This window comes from Metabacillus sp. KUDC1714 (assembly GCF_014217835.1).
In the GTDB taxonomy this organism is placed as follows: Bacteria; Bacillota; Bacilli; order Bacillales; family Bacillaceae; genus Metabacillus; species Metabacillus rhizosphaerae.
The window spans coordinates 2,996,236-3,012,245 of sequence record NZ_CP055263.1 but is presented as its reverse complement, the minus strand read 5'-3'; the positions used below and the strand labels follow the sequence as shown (position 1 = coordinate 3,012,245).

The 16,010-nt window shown below is 38.1% G+C and carries 15 protein-coding genes; all 15 read right to left on the bottom strand.

Annotated elements, in window-relative coordinates; genetic code table 11:
- Positions 1 to 125 precede the first annotated feature (125 nt).
- The 15 genes from HUW50_RS14340 to HUW50_RS14270 all read right to left on the bottom strand — a co-directional run bounded on the left by HUW50_RS14340 (position 126) and on the right by HUW50_RS14270 (position 15,917).
- Complete coding sequence (locus HUW50_RS14340; RefSeq protein ID WP_185652970.1) at positions 126 to 1,310, bottom strand: levoglucosan dehydrogenase; 1,185 nt, start codon at positions 1,308 to 1,310, stop codon at positions 126 to 128.
- Between the two features lie 29 nt (positions 1,311 to 1,339).
- Positions 1,340 to 2,518, bottom strand: coding sequence for a substrate-binding domain-containing protein (locus HUW50_RS14335; RefSeq protein ID WP_185652969.1), 1,179 nt, complete (start codon positions 2,516 to 2,518; stop codon positions 1,340 to 1,342).
- Between the two features lie 28 nt (positions 2,519 to 2,546).
- Positions 2,547 to 3,371 carry a sugar phosphate isomerase/epimerase family protein gene (locus tag HUW50_RS14330; RefSeq protein ID WP_260445498.1) on the bottom strand — a complete coding sequence of 275 codons (825 nt, stop codon included), beginning with the start codon at positions 3,369 to 3,371 and terminating at the stop codon, positions 2,547 to 2,549.
- A gap of 46 nt (positions 3,372 to 3,417) precedes the next feature.
- On the bottom strand, positions 3,418 to 3,708 hold the full coding sequence (locus tag HUW50_RS14325) for a putative quinol monooxygenase (protein WP_066323692.1): 291 nt from the start codon (positions 3,706 to 3,708) through the stop codon (positions 3,418 to 3,420).
- Positions 3,709 to 3,781: 73 nt separating this feature from the next.
- Positions 3,782 to 4,546 carry a sugar phosphate isomerase/epimerase family protein gene (locus tag HUW50_RS14320; RefSeq protein WP_185652968.1) on the bottom strand — a complete coding sequence of 255 codons (765 nt, stop codon included), beginning with the start codon at positions 4,544 to 4,546 and terminating at the stop codon, positions 3,782 to 3,784.
- 145 nt (positions 4,547 to 4,691) lie between these two features.
- Complete coding sequence (locus HUW50_RS14315; protein ID WP_185652967.1) at positions 4,692 to 5,786, bottom strand: zinc-dependent alcohol dehydrogenase; 1,095 nt, start codon at positions 5,784 to 5,786, stop codon at positions 4,692 to 4,694.
- Entirely contained in the window at positions 5,783 to 6,607 is an 825-nt protein-coding gene (locus HUW50_RS14310) for a sugar phosphate isomerase/epimerase family protein (RefSeq protein WP_185652966.1), read from the bottom strand. The genes HUW50_RS14315 and HUW50_RS14310 overlap by 4 nt, the downstream gene beginning before the upstream one ends.
- Before the next feature lie 102 nt (positions 6,608 to 6,709).
- The gene (locus HUW50_RS14305) at positions 6,710 to 7,891 is read right to left on the bottom strand and encodes a substrate-binding domain-containing protein (RefSeq protein WP_185652965.1); all 1,182 of its coding nucleotides are present in this window, start codon (positions 7,889 to 7,891) and stop codon (positions 6,710 to 6,712) included.
- Positions 7,892 to 7,991: 100 nt separating this feature from the next.
- Positions 7,992 to 8,831: a sugar phosphate isomerase/epimerase family protein gene (locus HUW50_RS14300; RefSeq protein ID WP_066323674.1), complete on the bottom strand. Its 840-nt coding sequence runs from the start codon at positions 8,829 to 8,831 to the stop codon at positions 7,992 to 7,994.
- A 78-nt stretch (positions 8,832 to 8,909) separates the two neighbouring features.
- Positions 8,910 to 9,938, bottom strand: coding sequence for a zinc-dependent alcohol dehydrogenase family protein (locus tag HUW50_RS14295; RefSeq protein ID WP_185652964.1), 1,029 nt, complete (start codon positions 9,936 to 9,938; stop codon positions 8,910 to 8,912).
- Positions 9,939 to 9,978: 40 nt separating this feature from the next.
- Positions 9,979 to 10,950, bottom strand: coding sequence for a sugar phosphate isomerase/epimerase family protein (locus tag HUW50_RS14290; RefSeq protein ID WP_185652963.1), 972 nt, complete (start codon positions 10,948 to 10,950; stop codon positions 9,979 to 9,981).
- The gene (locus tag HUW50_RS14285; RefSeq protein ID WP_185652962.1) at positions 10,947 to 12,131 is read right to left on the bottom strand and encodes a Gfo/Idh/MocA family protein; all 1,185 of its coding nucleotides are present in this window, start codon (positions 12,129 to 12,131) and stop codon (positions 10,947 to 10,949) included. Before HUW50_RS14285 ends, HUW50_RS14290 begins: the two co-directional genes overlap by 4 nt.
- Positions 12,132 to 12,217: 86 nt before the next feature.
- The gene (locus tag HUW50_RS14280; RefSeq protein ID WP_066323659.1) at positions 12,218 to 13,198 is read right to left on the bottom strand and encodes an ABC transporter permease; all 981 of its coding nucleotides are present in this window, start codon (positions 13,196 to 13,198) and stop codon (positions 12,218 to 12,220) included.
- Positions 13,179 to 14,678, bottom strand: a complete 1,500-nt coding sequence (locus tag HUW50_RS14275; RefSeq protein ID WP_066323658.1) for a sugar ABC transporter ATP-binding protein — start codon at positions 14,676 to 14,678, stop codon at positions 13,179 to 13,181. The genes HUW50_RS14280 and HUW50_RS14275 overlap by 20 nt, the downstream gene beginning before the upstream one ends.
- Positions 14,679 to 14,750: 72 nt before the next feature.
- Entirely contained in the window at positions 14,751 to 15,917 is a 1,167-nt protein-coding gene (locus HUW50_RS14270) for a substrate-binding domain-containing protein (RefSeq protein ID WP_066323657.1), read from the bottom strand.
- Positions 15,918 to 16,010: the final 93 nt, after the last annotated feature.

Sequence of the window (16,010 nt, the reverse complement as noted above, 5' to 3'; positions counted from 1 at the left end):
GAGCTGGGCTGCTATTTCTTAGCAGCCCAGCTCTTTTTCTTTCCTTTCATTAACTACTTTAAACAACATTAACGTGATGAAATCCCATTAGCCCACAACCATCGGTTTGGAAATTGAGAAGATTCCTAGTTTACTTTTACAGCGTCTTTTTCAAGTTTCACCCATTTTCCCTTTTCAGCTGATTCAAGTATCGCATCAGAAATTACTGCAATTTTGTATCCATCCTTGAAATTTGGTGATACCTCTGTGTTTTCAACAATTGATTTAATAAAATCATACGCTTCAATAATTTTTGTTTCACCGTACCCAATCCCTAAAGCAGGAATTGGCCATAAACCCTCACCGTATGGATGAGCTGGTCCAGTGTAAACTGTTCTGAACCCTTTTGCATCTCCTGGATCGTCTGAGAAGCATACTTGAAGCTCATCACGACGCTCATAGTTAAAATAGATAGAGCCCTTATCACCGTGGATTTCAAATGTTAGGAAGTTATTGCGTCCCCATGCATTACGAGTTGCTTCAATGCTTCCAACTGCACCATTTTCAAATTTGACTAATGTAGTGATTTCATCATCTACGTCTACTTTACCTTTAGGAACATCTCCTGCACTTTTTACAGTTCCTAATTTGTCTGCGCCGCCTGATTGAACTGGTCTTTCTGGGATCCACGTTTTTGATACGGCATTGACATCTGTGATTTCCCCAACTAAGTAGCGAGCAAAATCAATAACATGCGTACCAATGTCACCTAGTGCACCTGATCCGGCAATTTCCTTTTGGAAGCGCCACGATAATGGTGAGTTAGGATCTGCAGACCAATCTTGAAGATATGTTCCACGGAAGTTTAAAATGTTTCCGATTCTACCTTCTTCAATATATTTTTTCGCAAGTGCAACAGCTGGTGTTCTTCTGTAGTTAAAAGCGACCATATGCTTTACACCTGCTGCTTCTACTGCATCTAACATTGTTTTTGTTTCGGCAGCATCTCTAGCTAAAGGTTTTTCACAGATTACATGTTTACCAGCTTTTGCTGCAGCAATGGCAATTTCAGCATGTGAATTATTTGGTGTAACTATATCAATAATGTCGATCTCTGGATTTTCTACTACCTCTCTCCAGTTAGATGAGTAGTTATCAAAACCTAATTTTGCTGCTGCTTCTTTTGCAATTTCATCTGTCACGTCAACAAGCGTGTGACGATGTGGGACAGCAGGTGCCGGCCAAAAAAACATTGGCATTCCCGCGTAAGCAAGAGCATGTGCCTTTCCCATAAATCCTCCGCCAATCATTCCTACGTTTAATTTTTTCATATTTATTCCCTCCAATTATTTTGTCTTTATTATTTTGCAGCTTCTTGAATCGTATCTGGAGCTTCTTTTGAATAAACAAGTTTCCAAGAATCTAATACATTATCCGGTGTTACTTTTAATGCGGGAACTGCTACATATGCAGGTGCTTCTTTTCCAAGCAAACCATATCCAGCTAAGATCGCTTCTGAGATTCCTTGATCATATGGAAGCTGTGCGCCTAAGCCTTTAATCATTCCATCTGATGCAATATCAATGGCAACTGTTGTTCCTAAATCAATTGTTGTAATGACTAGGTCATTTCTACCAGCAGTACGTGCTGCAGCTAATGCCCCTTCAGCAGGAACATCCCAAACGACAAACATGCCTTCTAAATTTCGATTCTTTGTGAGCATTCCTGACGCCACTTTTTCTCCGTCGTTTGGTGCTACAATTCCTCCACGTTCTACAATTTTAATATCTGGATATTTTTCTGTTATTGTTTTCTCAAATGCTTCAACTCGTTGCTTTGTTACAAAGTAATCTGCATCATGATAAATAACCCCAATGTTACCTTTGCCACCTAATTCTTCTGCCATTATTTCGGCTGCTTGTACCCCATTACCATAGTTATCAGCGGATACAACGCTTATATAATCCTTACCAGCTTCTAAATTATTTGGCTTATTATCCATAAATACGACTTTTACTCCCGCATCAGCCGCTTTCTTAAATGCCGATGCTGTAGACACAGGGTCAACAGGGATCCCAACGATGATATCTGGATCTTTAGCTAATACTGTTTCAATATCTGATACTTGTTTTTCTGCTTTGAATTGTGCGTCTGTTACTGCTACTACCTCAATTCCCATTCTGGAAAATGTTGCTTTTAACCCTTCAATTTGTGCTGTAGCCCAGTCATTTCCAGCATAGTGCATAACAATGGCTGCCTTATAGTTACCTTCTTTAATCTTTTGAACTTCCTCTTCTGTTAGCTCTAGTGTTTTAGCCGACACAGCCGACTCTCCATCAGGCCCTTTACTTAAGATTTCTTGATCAGGAATTTCCTGGTTAATAGCGATAGGACCAGATTCTTCTGTTGCAACTTCTTCTGTTGAACCTTGATCTTGATCACTTGTTTCAGAGGTAGTAGAACTTCCTTGGCTGCATCCTGCAAGACCTAGCATTATTGCTAACAAAACCATTGTTAAAATAGAAAATAACTTTTTCATATTTGAGCCCCCTTGTTTTGGACAACCCTTATATTGATTTAATAGATTCATATTTTGTCAGGTAATTACGGCTAATTTCTGCTCCAGCTTTTGGATCATAGTAACTATCAAGCTCAACTGTTAGCCAACCATCATATTGAGCTTCTTCTAACACTCTTACCATTTCATCAAATTCCTGGTTTCCTTCACCTAATGGTAAAAACTCTCCATTTTGAAAATCCTTAAAATGAACATATTGAATACGATCAATATATTTTTTAATGACGCCTACCGGATCCCCCCCACCTGCTTCAATGTGTGCAGTGTCAGGACATAAGTTAATGACAGTTAATGGCATTAATTTATCTAATTGTTCAGGTGACTGAACACAAGTACCTAAGTGTGGATGGTAGCTTGCAATAAGACCATATTTTTCAGCAATATGACTGACCTTATTTAATGCTTCACCTAAATCTTTGTAATCGCTCTCTAAAATACCTTTAGCTCTAACGGCTCCTCCACCAACAACTAGGTGTTCTGCTCCTAGAGTAGATGCTAGAGCAGCAACTTCTTCAATTTTCACTAATTCATCTTCTAAAATGTCCGGAAAGATAAAGTTCCCACCAGTATAAACTCCGATAAAGTCTAACGAATGTTTTTCAATCAGTCTTTTAAACTCTTCTTCTTTCCCTTTATATTGCATCAGATTTCCATCAAACAGTTCAAAGCCTTCATAACCAGCAGCTTTAATATCTTCTAATGCTTCTTCTGTTGAACCATTTGCAAGATAATAGGAATCTTTTACTGAAGTAACACCAGCAGGGTGACCAACAACGCCTCCCCAGGTATTCGTTTGGTAGCCTAATTTCATCATTTCCCCTCAACTTTCTTATTATTTTTATTGATTCATCATTGAATTACTACAGAATCGACGCCTCGAACAACTCTGCCTGCAACGGTTCACATAAAAACTTGTCAACCTTGCTTACAAATCCTTTAAAATGGGACGTTTCTTCATGTATCTGAATAGCAGTTTGATCCTTCCATTTCTCTACAAAAACAAATGTATTTGGCTGCTCTGGATTTTCATAGTACTGATAAGTAATATTTCCTTCTTCAGCTTTAGAATGTTTCGTTACTTGTCCAGCTATTTCAAGGAACTCATTACGTTGTTCTGGATCAACCTTGAAATAAGCATGAATAATTATCATTGGAAAACCTCCCTTTGTCAGACTAAAATCAATTAAATTTACTGTTAACTTGAAAAATAAAAGTTTTTATTTATTAAAAATTTCCAACAATTTTTTTCATGTGCTGGATTGATTGTCTAGTAAAGTCGTCAAAAATATTGCTTTCTCCGGTGAGTTCAGATGCTAAGTATGGATTTGAAACAGCTGGTAAAAATTCCATCGTTATATATCCTTGATAATTTCTGTCTTTTAGGAATGAAATAACGGGTTTAAAATCTGTATGCCCAAGACCAGCAGCTTCACGTGTGTTATCAGCTATATGGACATGTGCTAGATAATCAGAAATTTTCGTTAAAGATGCCTTCATGTCGCGTTCCTCTATGCTCATGTGAAACAAATCAGCCATTATTCCAACACATTCTACATTAACTTCCTCAACAAATCTTAGAGCTAATGAAAGGTTGTTCACTAAATATGTTTCATAACGATTTAATGCTTCAATAGCAATTGTGATTCCTTGTTCATCTGCATATTGTCCTGCCTCTTTAACACTTAAAATAGCATTATTCCATTCTTCCTCAAGAGTCGTTTCTGAAGAAAGCTTACCAACACAGGTTGGGACAACAATCAATGTTTGGGCATTTAAGGCTTTCGCTAAATCGACCGATTTTTTTACATATTCAACAGCATTTTTCCGAATAGCTTCGTTCGATGAGGATAGATCTCTTTCCGGAGTAAAAATGCCACAAATCGAACTGCATTCCAAGTTATACTCATGTAAAAGTTTTTTTGTTTGCTCGATATCAATTGAATCTGGTTCACCAGCTAATTCAACTCCCTGGTAACCAAACTTTTTCAATCTTTTCAAACTGATTTCTAAGTCTTCATTTCCATATATCCACTGGGTAGCACTATACTTATACAGAAGAAATCACTCCTAACCAAGAGAATTATTACACCTTACCTGCTAGAATAAGATTTAAAGGAAATATACCCCTTTAAATTTAGTCCTGATTGACGTTCACTAAAATTTTTATCGTATCTTTGTTTTGATCTGCCTCTTTGATTCCCTCTTCTAACTGATCTAATGTGATCGTTTTACTGAAAATATCTTTAGGATTAAATCTTTTTGATGAAATAAGTTGGATTGCCTTCGTCCATGTTCCGTAAGTACCTGCATAAGAACCTACGATTGTTAGTTCCTTGCTAAAGATGTCAAATGGTTTAATTTCCATCACTTTATCAGCAGGAGCTGCGCCGTAAGCAACCAGCGTTCCTCCCTTTCTAACCATCTGTAAAGCTTGCTGATAAGTCGGGATCGCTCCAACAACTTCAAATACAACATCAGCGCCTCTTCCTTCAGTAAAATTAATTACTTCCTGGACAGGATCTGTTTCTGATGCGTCAATAACAAAATCTACTCCTAGCTCCTTAGCCTTTTGAAGACGTGTTTTATTCATTTCAGATAGAATAACCTTGCTTGCACCATTTAGTTTTGCCATAATTGCATGGGCTAGCCCCATTGGCCCAGCACCGATAATAGCTACTGTATCCCCCATTCCGACATTCGCCCGCTCCTGGCCTCTGATAACACATGCCAGTGGTTCGATATATGCGCCTTCCTCCCAGGACATAGCTTCAGGTAATTTATACACATTATTTTCAGGCGCTTTTACGTACTCTGCAAATGCACCATTGATATGGACACCTAGCTGTGTGATGTTCTCGCAAAAGAGCTTCTGACCTGTCCGGCAATAATAGCAATTGCCACAACTAATATTGATATCTGCTGTTACAAGGTCACCTTCCGATACACTAGTCACTGATGATCCTATTTTTACAATTTCACCAGCAAATTCATGGCCTTGGATGAGAGGCTTAGGAGCTGGAAAATGTCCGTTGTATATATGTGGATCGGTTCCGCAAATCCCGCAAGCTTTTACTTTAATCAGAACCTCATTATCCTTTATTTCCGGGACAGGTACGGACTCGATTTTTAAATCTTGAGTTCCATAAGTAACAGCAGCCTTCATTTCTTTTTTATCAAAACTGCCTTGTGGTTTTTTAAGTACAACATCCTTTGTGTTCTGTGTCATCATACTTCCTCCTTAAATAATTTTTTCAGGAAAACGATAGACTCCTCTGTGTATTGATCATAGAATTCTTCACATCTTGTCCCATTAAATGGGTCAGCAAAAGCAGGTAATAATTCCATTGTTAAATAACCACTGTAGTTTATATCCTTTAATGCTTTCGCGATTGGTTTAAAATCGATATGCCCTCTTCCAGGTGCCGCACGATTACTGTCAGCAATATGGAGATGATATAATTTATCCCCAGCCAGGCGAATCGCATCAGCAATGTCTACCTCTTCAATATTCATGTGGTATGTATCACCCATACACCCAACACTAGGTAAATCAACACGATTGACAAGTTCAAGAGATTGTTCCATTCGATTAATAAGATAATTCTCATAGCGATTCCATGGTTCAACAGTTAATCTGACTCCATGTTCTCCAGCATATGAGCCTGCTTCTTTAACTCCTTCAACAGCCCAATTAAGCTCAGTTTCTCTATCGGCCTCCTGATAAATTTTCATACAGGCTGTTGGAGTTAATGAAATTCCTTGTGCCCCAATGGTACTTGCAAAATCAACGCAGCTTTTAATATACTCAATCGCATTCCTTCTAGTTTGCTTATCACTGGAGACGATGTCTCTTTCAGCATTATAAATCGCACATATTGTAGAGGCAGAGATGTTATATTTATTAAGCAGTTCCTTTATTAAACCAGTATCCATTTGTCCTGGTTCCCCAACAAATTCAACACCGTCATAACCGAATTTTGATAATCTCGCAATACTAGTTTCAATATTCTCACCAGCATATACAAGTGTGTTATAACCGTATTTAATCATTCTCATCGCTCCTTTTGCCCATTTAGGATATACTCTTGTGAACATCTTTTTTATAATCGCTTACATTATTTTTAAAAGTTATTAAACAATTTAATTGTTAAATTATTGTTTTGCAGCCTTTTGAATTACTTCCGGAGCTTCCTGACGGTATGCCATTTTCCATGCCTCTAAAACATTTTCCTGTGTTACAGCTAAACCTGGTACAGCGACAAATGGAGGAACTTCTTTTCCAAGTAAAGAATGCCCGGCTAAAATCGCCTCTGCAACTCCCTGATCAAATGGCAGCTGTGATCCAAGACCTTTTACATTTCCACCAGAAGCAATCTCTAAGGCAACGTTTGTACCTAAATCTACTGTTGTGATAGTTAAATCTTCCTTTCCAGCCGTTCGTGCAGCTGCTAAAACACCTTCAGCAGGTACATCCCAAATGGCGAAAATACCGTCTAAATCGTTGTATCTCGTTAACATGGCTGATGCTACTTTTTCAGCATCGTTCGGTGTTGTTATTCCGCTGCTTGTGACAATTTCAATTTCTGGATACTTTTCTTTAAGTGTCGTTTCAACTGCTTCTCGACGTTGGTTATTTACAAAGAAGTCAACATCGTGGTAAATGATACCAACTTTCCCTTTTCCACCAAGCTGTTCACCTAAAATATCTCCTGCCGCTGTACCATTTCCATAGTTATCAGAAGCGACAACGCTTACATAATCCTTGCCTGGTTCTAATCCCACAGGTACGCTATCCATAAATACCAGTTTAATACCAGCATCTGCAGCTTTTTTAAAAGCCGGAGCAGTTGAAACAGGATCAACCGGTAGACTGACGATAATATCTGGAGATTTTGCCATGATTGTTTCGATATCAGCTACTTGTTTTTCAGACTTAAATTGCCCATCTGTAACAGCAACCACTTCAATTCCCATTCTTTCAAATGCTGCTTTTAAACCGTTAATTTGTGCAGTTGAATAATCATTACCAGCATAATGCATGGCAATTGCAGCTTTGTATTTACCTTCTTTAATCTTTTCAATTTCTTCTTCTGTTAGTTGAAAATCCTTTGCAGAAATAGCTGTTTCTCCATAAGGACCTTTACTTAATATTTCTTGTTCACTTGAAATTTCCGGGTTAATCGTAAGTGGACCTGAATCAGGAAGTTTTACCTCATTTTTATCGCTCTTTTCACTTTCATTTCCAGATTGAGAAGAACTACTTTGACTACATCCAGCAATTGCTAGACCACTAATTAATAGAATCATCATCATTTTGAAAAAAATCTTTTTCATGAAAATCCCCCTATTTTTTATGAAATAAAATCTTATACTTGAACATCTTTTCTAGAATCCAAAAAGATGTTCAAGGTATATATGATCTGTTTTATTTTCTTTATTTAATTTCTGCTAGTTTCTGTTTCAAATAGTCAATTGAAGTTTTTGCATACCAATCTGGATCTGCTTTTCTTGTATGAAATCCAACTTCCATTGATAGATAGCCCTGATAATCAATTTCTTTTAACGCTTTTAGTAAGGAATCAAAATTCACACTTCCTTGACCAGGAGGCAAACGATCATCATCTGAAATATGAACGTGATGCAGCTTTTCCTTCATTCTATATACATAATCACTTGGTACCTCGTTTCTATATAAGGCATGGAACGTGTCAAACATTACTTTTACGTTGGATTCTCCCGCCTCTTCAGCAAGCATTAAGGCATCATCAGCGGATTCGATTAGATTGCTGTCGGCTGCTTGAGGCTCAACAACCATTGTAATTCCAAGATCTTTTGCGTATTTTGCAACATCTTGTAAACCTTCTAAACTATATTTCCATGCGTCCTTCTGAGTAGTTCCAAAGCCAAACCAGCCCGCAAGCCACATCACAGTTGGGCATTCCCAATCGTGGGCAAGTCGAACGACATCTTTATATTGTTTAATTGTAAATTCTCGTTCTTCTTTTAATGGAGAGCATGGATTTAAGCCAGGTCCGCCCCCTGGAGCAGGAAGCATAGCAGCAACATTAAGATTGTTTCTTTTTAAATGATTAAGAATTTCTTTACGTCTTTCATTCGATAAAAAATCTGGATATGCATGAGGACTTGCACAACCAATTTCAATTCCATCATATCCCATCGCTGATAAGCGACTAATTACTTCTTCCAATGGATAAGTTGGAAGCCAAGACGGAAAAGAGCCATAAACCCACGTATTAAATGATATTTTCATCATCAACAACTCCGTTTCTCATTCATTTTTAATCACGAGCTATTACCGAATAGGTAAGTAGCAAAATATAAATCTATCTTATTACCAAACAAACACAGCTTTTTCTGTTTCTCGATCGTCAAACATACGGAAGGCTTCTTCCGCTTCTTCTAGCTTGAATGTATGTGTTACTAATTTTTCAACTGGTAAATTCTTTCGTACAATGAATTCAGCAATTTCATCAAACTCTTGAATTGGGAAGTACCATGATCCCATGACAGTGATTTGTTTACGGATTAATTGCTGACTTGGCTTGATTGTTGTTTCCTTGCTTTCCCCGATAAACGCTACACGTCCATGTGCTCTTACACAATCCAATGCATCATTCTCAGCATATGGACTTCCTGAACAATCAATTGCAGCATCCGCTCCTAAACCTTTTGTAATGCGATTAATTTCTTCTTGTACATTCACATTTTTTCCATTGATTGTAAAGTCGGCACCTACTTCTTTCGCTAGCTCCAAGCGCTCATCAAGCATGTCAACAGCAATAACCGTTGCACCTAGGCCTTTTGCAATCATGACACCTGCTCCTCCCATAGGTCCCATACCAAAAATCACAAGAATATCTCTACCAGAAATATTCATTCTCTTTTGCGCGTGGTAAAGAGTTCCGACTGCATCTGTTGAAACAGCTGCTGTTACAAAGCTCATGCTATCTGGAAGTCTCATGCAGTTTTCAGCTGGTACAACCATGTAGTCTGCATCTCCACCATGAGAATCGAATCCGATGCATTTGAATTCTTTACAGAACATTTTGTAGCCGCTTTTACAATGAGCACACTCGCCACAGCCTACTGCTAAATAAACCGCAACACGGTCTCCTGTTTTAAATTTTTCAACACCAGCTCCTACTTCGGTAATGACTCCGGCAGGCTCATGCCCCGGCACTGTACAGCCTGTTTTCGTTCCTTGAAAAACCGACGTACCATGATATAAACTCATATCACTGCGGCAAATTGCTGATGCTTTTAATTGAACTAATACCTCTCCTTGCCCAGGAGTTGGAATGTCTACTTCACGAATTTCTACTTTTTTATCACCTGGGAAAAATACTGCTTTCATTGACATCGTAAATCCTCCTATATGTTAAATGATTTGTTTCTTAAAGCTACGCCCACCACATCTCAGTCAGCTCTTCCTTGAACAAAGCTCCTTTAAGAAGTGAAATAGCTTTCTTCAAACCTTCATCCGTTGATGCAAGCATATCTTCATGTTCAATTGAAATGACATAATCATAGCCAACCGCTCGTAATGTGCTGATCATGTCTTTCCAGATTTTTTCATCATGGCCGTAACCTACTGAGCGGAAAGTCCATGAGCGATCTAAAATGTTGCTATAGTGCTTTGTATCAAGCACACCGTTTATGCTGATATTTTCTTTATCTAAATACGTATCTTTTGCATGGAAATGGAAGATTGCATTTTCACGGCCAAGCTTCTTAATTGCTTCGACAGGATTAATGCCTTGCCATACTAGATGACTTGGATCGAAATTTGCTCCGATGTTTTCTCCCGCATGTTCGCGTAATTTCAGTAATGTTTCTGGATTGTAAACGACAAATCCAGGATGCATTTCAAATGCAATTTGATTAATACCATGCTGTTTTGCAAATTTTGCTTCTTCTTTCCAATAAGGGATAACAACTTCATCCCATTGCCAATTAAGCACATCTATATATTCTGGCGGCCAAGAACAAGTAACCCAGTTTGGATTTTTTGCTCCTTCATGGTCTCCAGGACAGCCAGAAAAACCATTTACAACCGGTATTCCTAAGCGTTCTGCCAACAAGACTGTTTTTCTCCATACTTCATGAGATTCGTTGGCAACTTTTTTATTTGGGTGCAGCGGATTTCCATGAAAGCTTAAACCACTGATTGTTAACCCTCTGCTTTCAACAGCATTCATAAATGATTTTGCTTTTTCCGGTGATTCTAGTAATTCATCTGGATTACAATGCTGATTACCAGGATAGTTACCTGTGCCTAGCTCAACAGCTTCAAGTCCCATTTCACTTACTTTATCCAGCATCTCTTCGAAAGGAAGATTCTGATAAAGGGGTGTAAATACACCTAGTTTCATGAATGTACCTCCTTACCTACCTGAACTTTCACCCATTTTTGCTCCTCATTGCTCTCTAAAATCGCATCGGTGATACACATAGATAAATGCCCATCCTCAAATGTTGCAAAGTTTGGCTTATCTGTATTTAGGTTCTTTCCTTCTTTTATAAAAGTGTAGAAGTTAAACATCATATTTTTTAATGCATCTGGCCAGCCCTCATTATGTCCACCTGGATGATTGATGGCTGATCTTGCTTCTGCTGTAAACAATGACGGATCTGCAAGCAAAATTTCATTCGCTCGATCACGGTGTCCGATCCATAATTTTTCTGGTTCTTCTTGATTCCAAAATGCAGAACTTTTACTACCATTAATCTCGAAGCTTAGTCTGTTTTTCCGTCCAGCACTTACTTGAGAAACCGTGAAGACTCCTCTAGAACCATCTTCAAAGCGAACAAGTACAGATGCATAGTCTTCAGTATTAATCGGAACATCATCATATTCTTGTTCCATGTCACTTGAAGCACTAAATGTTGCAATACCTGATTTTGCTTTCTTTCTCAAAGGAATGACGATTGCTAAATCAGCGAAAACCTCAGCTATTTTTTTGCCAGTTACAAATTGAACAGTATCACACCAATGTGAACCAATATCTGCTACAGCACGAGATTTACCGCCAACACCTGGAGCTAATCGCCAGTTATAATCAGTTTCATACAATAACCAGTCTTGCAAATAACTGCCATGAACCAAGTTGACATTCCCAAAATTATTATTTGCAACCATTGATTGTAGATTTTGTACACTTGCATGCTGTCTGTAATTAAAATTCACACCATGAACAATGCCTTGTTTTTTCGCTAACTCTAACAGTTCTGCTGATTCATCACTATTCATCGCTAGCGGCTTTTCAGATATCACATGCTTTCCAGCTAAAATAATGTCTTTATTAATTTCAAAATGAAGATGATTTGGTGTACAATTATGCACGACTTGAATTTCATCGTTCTTCAGCATGTCTCGATAATCACCATATGCATATGCGTTAGGAATTCCTAATTCAGCAGCCTTTTTCTCTGCTGACTCTTGATTACTCTCTGCTAAACCAACTACTTCTACAAATCCCAGTCTTCTAATTGCTTCAATATGAGTTGGTCCTATAAAACCAGTACCAATGATTCCGACTTTTATTTTTTCCACATCTCATCCTCCTGTTCTCTTTTTCACCTTGTTGTTTATTTCATGGATGGAACGATTGACTGTTCCATCCCTTTTTTCATTTAAATCTATCTTTTCAATGCTTTCTTACCGAATGCTACCGCTAAAATGATGATAATCCCTTTAATAATCATTTGTTGGCTAACATCTAGCCCCATAATGATCAATCCGTTATTAATCGTACCGATCATTAAAGAACCAACCAGAGTTCCAATGATTGTACCAACGCCACCAAAAAGACTTGTACCGCCAAGAATAACTGCTGCTATTACAGATAGCTCATCTCCTTCACCGAAAGAGAATCTTCCTGCATTCATGCGTCCTGCATATAGTAATCCTGCTAAACCAGCCATTGCACCAGTACCTAGGAAAACGATTAGCTTAATACGCATTGTTTTAACACCTGAGAAGCGTGCAGCACTTTCATTACCACCTGTAGCTAGTACTTGTCGTCCAAATGACGTTTTACGAAGCAAGACATGAGCAATAATCGTAAATACAACAGTCCAAAGAAGTAGTACCGGGATTGGTCCGATGTCACCTGAACCAAAGATGAAATTAAAATTTGAATTAACAATCGGCACAGGAGCTGTATCCGTTACCCACATCGCAAGACCTTTAATCGCTCCCATTGTACCTAGAGTTACTAGGAAAGAAGGAATCGCTACTTTTGTTACAAGTAAACCGTTAATTAAACCAACAACAATTCCTGTACCAACACCGCCAATTAATCCGCCAATGATGCCATATCCTGCTTGTAGCGCTAAAGCTCCTACTAGTGAGGATAAAGCGGCTATCGATCCTACAGATAGATCAATTTCTCCCGTACTGATAACAAACGTCATCGCGAGAGCCATTAAGGAAATTGTAGCCGTTTGTCTAACGATATTTAATAGATTTCCAGATGTTAAAAATCCCTCATCATATAAAGTAATAGAAAAGTAGATTAATACCCCTACGAAGGCAAAATACACGATATAATTTCTCCATTCAAAACCCTTAAACTTAGGTAATACTGGCTTTTCTACTTTAGAAACCTTGGATTGCATATTCTAGATCCTCCTCTGATTTAATCTCCATTCTCTTCATCTCCTTTTTAATCTTACCTTCATGCATGATTAAGACACGATCACTCATCGCAAGAAGCTCTGGGAGTTCCGAAGAGATAACGAGTATTGCTTTGCCGTTATTAGCCATTTCTCTAATAATATCGATAATTTCTGTTTTCGCCCCAATGTCAACACCGATTGTTGGTTCATCCAGTAATAAGACAGTCGGATTATTGGCTAACCATTTGGCAAGGACAATTTTTTGTTGATTACCGCCTGATAAAAGGCCGGATTTTTTAAAAATATTGTCTGTTTTGATATTCAACTTACGAACAAGTTCATTACTGATTTCGTTTGACTTTTTGGTATCTACAAAAAGACCTTTATTTACCTTTGGCAGGATTGGAAGAATCATATTGTCTCTTACACTATGCTCGAGAACTAACCCTTGTACACGTCGATCTTCTGGAATTAAAGCGATCCCTGCATCAATCGCATCTGTTGCCGATTTTATTGATTGTTTAACACCATCAACGTAAATCTCTCCACTATCAATTGGATCAATACCGAAGAGACTGCGAACTAATTCAGTTCTTCCGCTTCCCATTAATCCGGCGATTCCAAGAATTTCACCAGGTTGAATCTTAAGGCTAATATTCTGAATCTTATTTCCCGCATTTAAATTTTTCACTTCAAAAACCGGCGGCGCCTCTGTTGAGTATGGGCGCTCCAGCCATTCAAAGGCTTGGTCAAACTCCATACCGACAATATGCTGAATGACTGTGTCAAGATTCGTTTCACTAATTGTTTCTGTTGTGATATATCTCCCATCACGCAATATTGTAATCCTATCGCATACTTCGAAAATCTCATCCATACGGTGAGAAATATAAATAATTGAATATCCTTTTTCTGTTAATTGATTAATAAAGTTGAACAACACTTCTGTTTCTGTTTTCGTTAATGAAGAAGTGGGTTCATCCATAACTAAAATTTTTGCATCTTGAGAAAGCGCCTTGGCGATTTCTGTCATTTGCCAATAACCAACTCCTAAGTTTTGAACAATATCAGTTGGTTTGATATCAACGTTTAATTCTTCAAGAAGTTTTTCAGTTTTCTTCTCACATTCCTTATCATCCAAAAGTCCAAGTGATGTTTTGTTTTCACGAGTAAGAAAGATGTTTTGAGCAACACTAAGTGTTGGAATTAAACTGAATTCCTGAAAGATCATCGATATTTTATTCGCTTGCGCATCATCATAACTCTTAATACTCACCGGTTTTCCTTCAATATGAATCTCTCCGCTGTCTGCTGCATAAATGCCAGTAAGGATTTTCATTAAAGTCGATTTACCAGCACCATTTCCACCCATCAATGCGTGGACCTCACCTTTTTTAACAGAGAAATTGACTTGATCAAGAACGGTAATTCCATTAAATGCTTTACAAATATTTTTCATTTCAAGTATAGGTTGATCCATTCTATGTTCACCTTCCTTTATTTATAGAGGCTGGCAGATTTGCAGCAGTCTCTAAACAAGCTTTAATTAATATTATTTCAGTGCATCTTTTACTGTTGATGGTGCTTCTACCCCATAGATAAGCTTCCAAGCATCGATAACATTTTCTTTTGTTACTTTAATAGCTGGAGACGCTACATATGCAGGTGCTTCTTTATCTAAAAGTGCATACCCTGAAAGAATCGCTTGTGCTACACCTTGGTCATATGGTAATTGAGCACCTAGACCTTGAACGATCCCGTCAGATGCGATGGAAATTGCTACATTTGTTCCCAAATCAACTGTTGTAACAACTAGGTCATCTCTTCCAGCTGTACGAGCTGCAGCCATAACACCTTCAGCTGGTACATCCCAAGGAGCAAAAATTCCATCAATGTCCGGGTTTCTTGTCAGCATGGCTGAAGCTACCTCTTCACCTTTATTCGGATCAGTAATTCCACCTTGTGCAACGATTTCAATGTCAGGGTATTTCTCTTTAATTGTTGCTTCAAACGCATCAGAACGGTTTTTCGTTACGAAGAAGTTTACATCGTGATAAACGATTCCAACCTTCCCTTTTCCACCAATCTTTTCTGCCATGATGTCTGCAGCAACCGCACCGTTACCATAGTTGTCACCAGAAACAACACTGATATAATCCTTACCTGCAACAAGTCCATCAGCAGCACCGTCCATGAATACAAGCTTTACTCCTTGTGCTACAGCCTTTTTATAAGCCGGTGCAGTCGATACGGCATCAACAGGAACAGAAATCATGATATCTGGATCTTTCGCTAATACTGTTTCAATATCGTTTACTTGTTTCTCAGCCTTAAATTGTGCATCTGTTACAGCTACAACTTCAATTCCCATTTTTTCAAATGTGTCTTGCATTGCTCCAACAGCTGCATTCATATAATCTGTGCCTGAATAGTGCATAACAATTGCTGCTTTATAATTACCGTCCTTAATTTTTTGAAGTTCTTCCTCAGTTAACTGTAAAGACTTTGCAGAAACTGCTTGTTCGCCATTTGGTCCTTTATCTAGAACTTCTATATCTGGAATCTCAGGATTTATTGTTAGTGGCCCTGATTCAGAGAGGTAATTTTCATTTTTTTCTGTGCTTCCTTCTGTTGTCTGTGCTTCTTCCTTATTTCCACATCCGATTATCACGCTAAAAACTAGTAGCAATAACACGGAAAGTAATAAATTCTTTTTCATTTCATAACCCCCAAATTTTTCATGTACTTTAATTTTTTGTAAGGTACAACTAACGTTTTTTACAACCACCTCCTTTAAAGTTCAATTGGCAGA

Excerpts from the sequence above, each read along its gene's own strand:
- HUW50_RS14290 (WP_185652963.1), bottom strand. The coding sequence starts at position 10,950 with ATGAAACTAGGTGTATTTACACCCCTTTATCAGAATCTTCCTTTCGAA.
- HUW50_RS14300 (WP_066323674.1), bottom strand. The coding sequence starts at position 8,831 with ATGATGAAAATATCATTTAATACGTGGGTTTATGGCTCTTTTCCGTCT.
- HUW50_RS14325 (WP_066323692.1), bottom strand. The coding sequence starts at position 3,708 with ATGATAATTATTCATGCTTATTTCAAGGTTGATCCAGAACAACGTAAT.
- HUW50_RS14305 (WP_185652965.1), bottom strand. The coding sequence starts at position 7,891 with ATGAAAAAGATTTTTTTCAAAATGATGATGATTCTATTAATTAGTGGT.
- HUW50_RS14295 (WP_185652964.1), bottom strand. The coding sequence starts at position 9,938 with ATGTCAATGAAAGCAGTATTTTTCCCAGGTGATAAAAAAGTAGAAATT.
- HUW50_RS14330 (WP_260445498.1), bottom strand. The coding sequence starts at position 3,371 with ATGATGAAATTAGGCTACCAAACGAATACCTGGGGAGGCGTTGTTGGT.
- HUW50_RS14340 (WP_185652970.1), bottom strand. The coding sequence starts at position 1,310 with ATGAAAAAATTAAACGTAGGAATGATTGGCGGAGGATTTATGGGAAAG.
- HUW50_RS14270 (WP_066323657.1), bottom strand. The coding sequence starts at position 15,917 with ATGAAAAAGAATTTATTACTTTCCGTGTTATTGCTACTAGTTTTTAGC.
- HUW50_RS14310 (WP_185652966.1), bottom strand. The coding sequence starts at position 6,607 with ATGATTAAATACGGTTATAACACACTTGTATATGCTGGTGAGAATATT.
- HUW50_RS14280 (WP_066323659.1), bottom strand. The coding sequence starts at position 13,198 with ATGCAATCCAAGGTTTCTAAAGTAGAAAAGCCAGTATTACCTAAGTTT.
- HUW50_RS14275 (WP_066323658.1), bottom strand. The coding sequence starts at position 14,678 with ATGGATCAACCTATACTTGAAATGAAAAATATTTGTAAAGCATTTAAT.
- HUW50_RS14335 (WP_185652969.1), bottom strand. The coding sequence starts at position 2,518 with ATGAAAAAGTTATTTTCTATTTTAACAATGGTTTTGTTAGCAATAATG.
- HUW50_RS14315 (WP_185652967.1), bottom strand. The coding sequence starts at position 5,786 with ATGATGACACAGAACACAAAGGATGTTGTACTTAAAAAACCACAAGGC.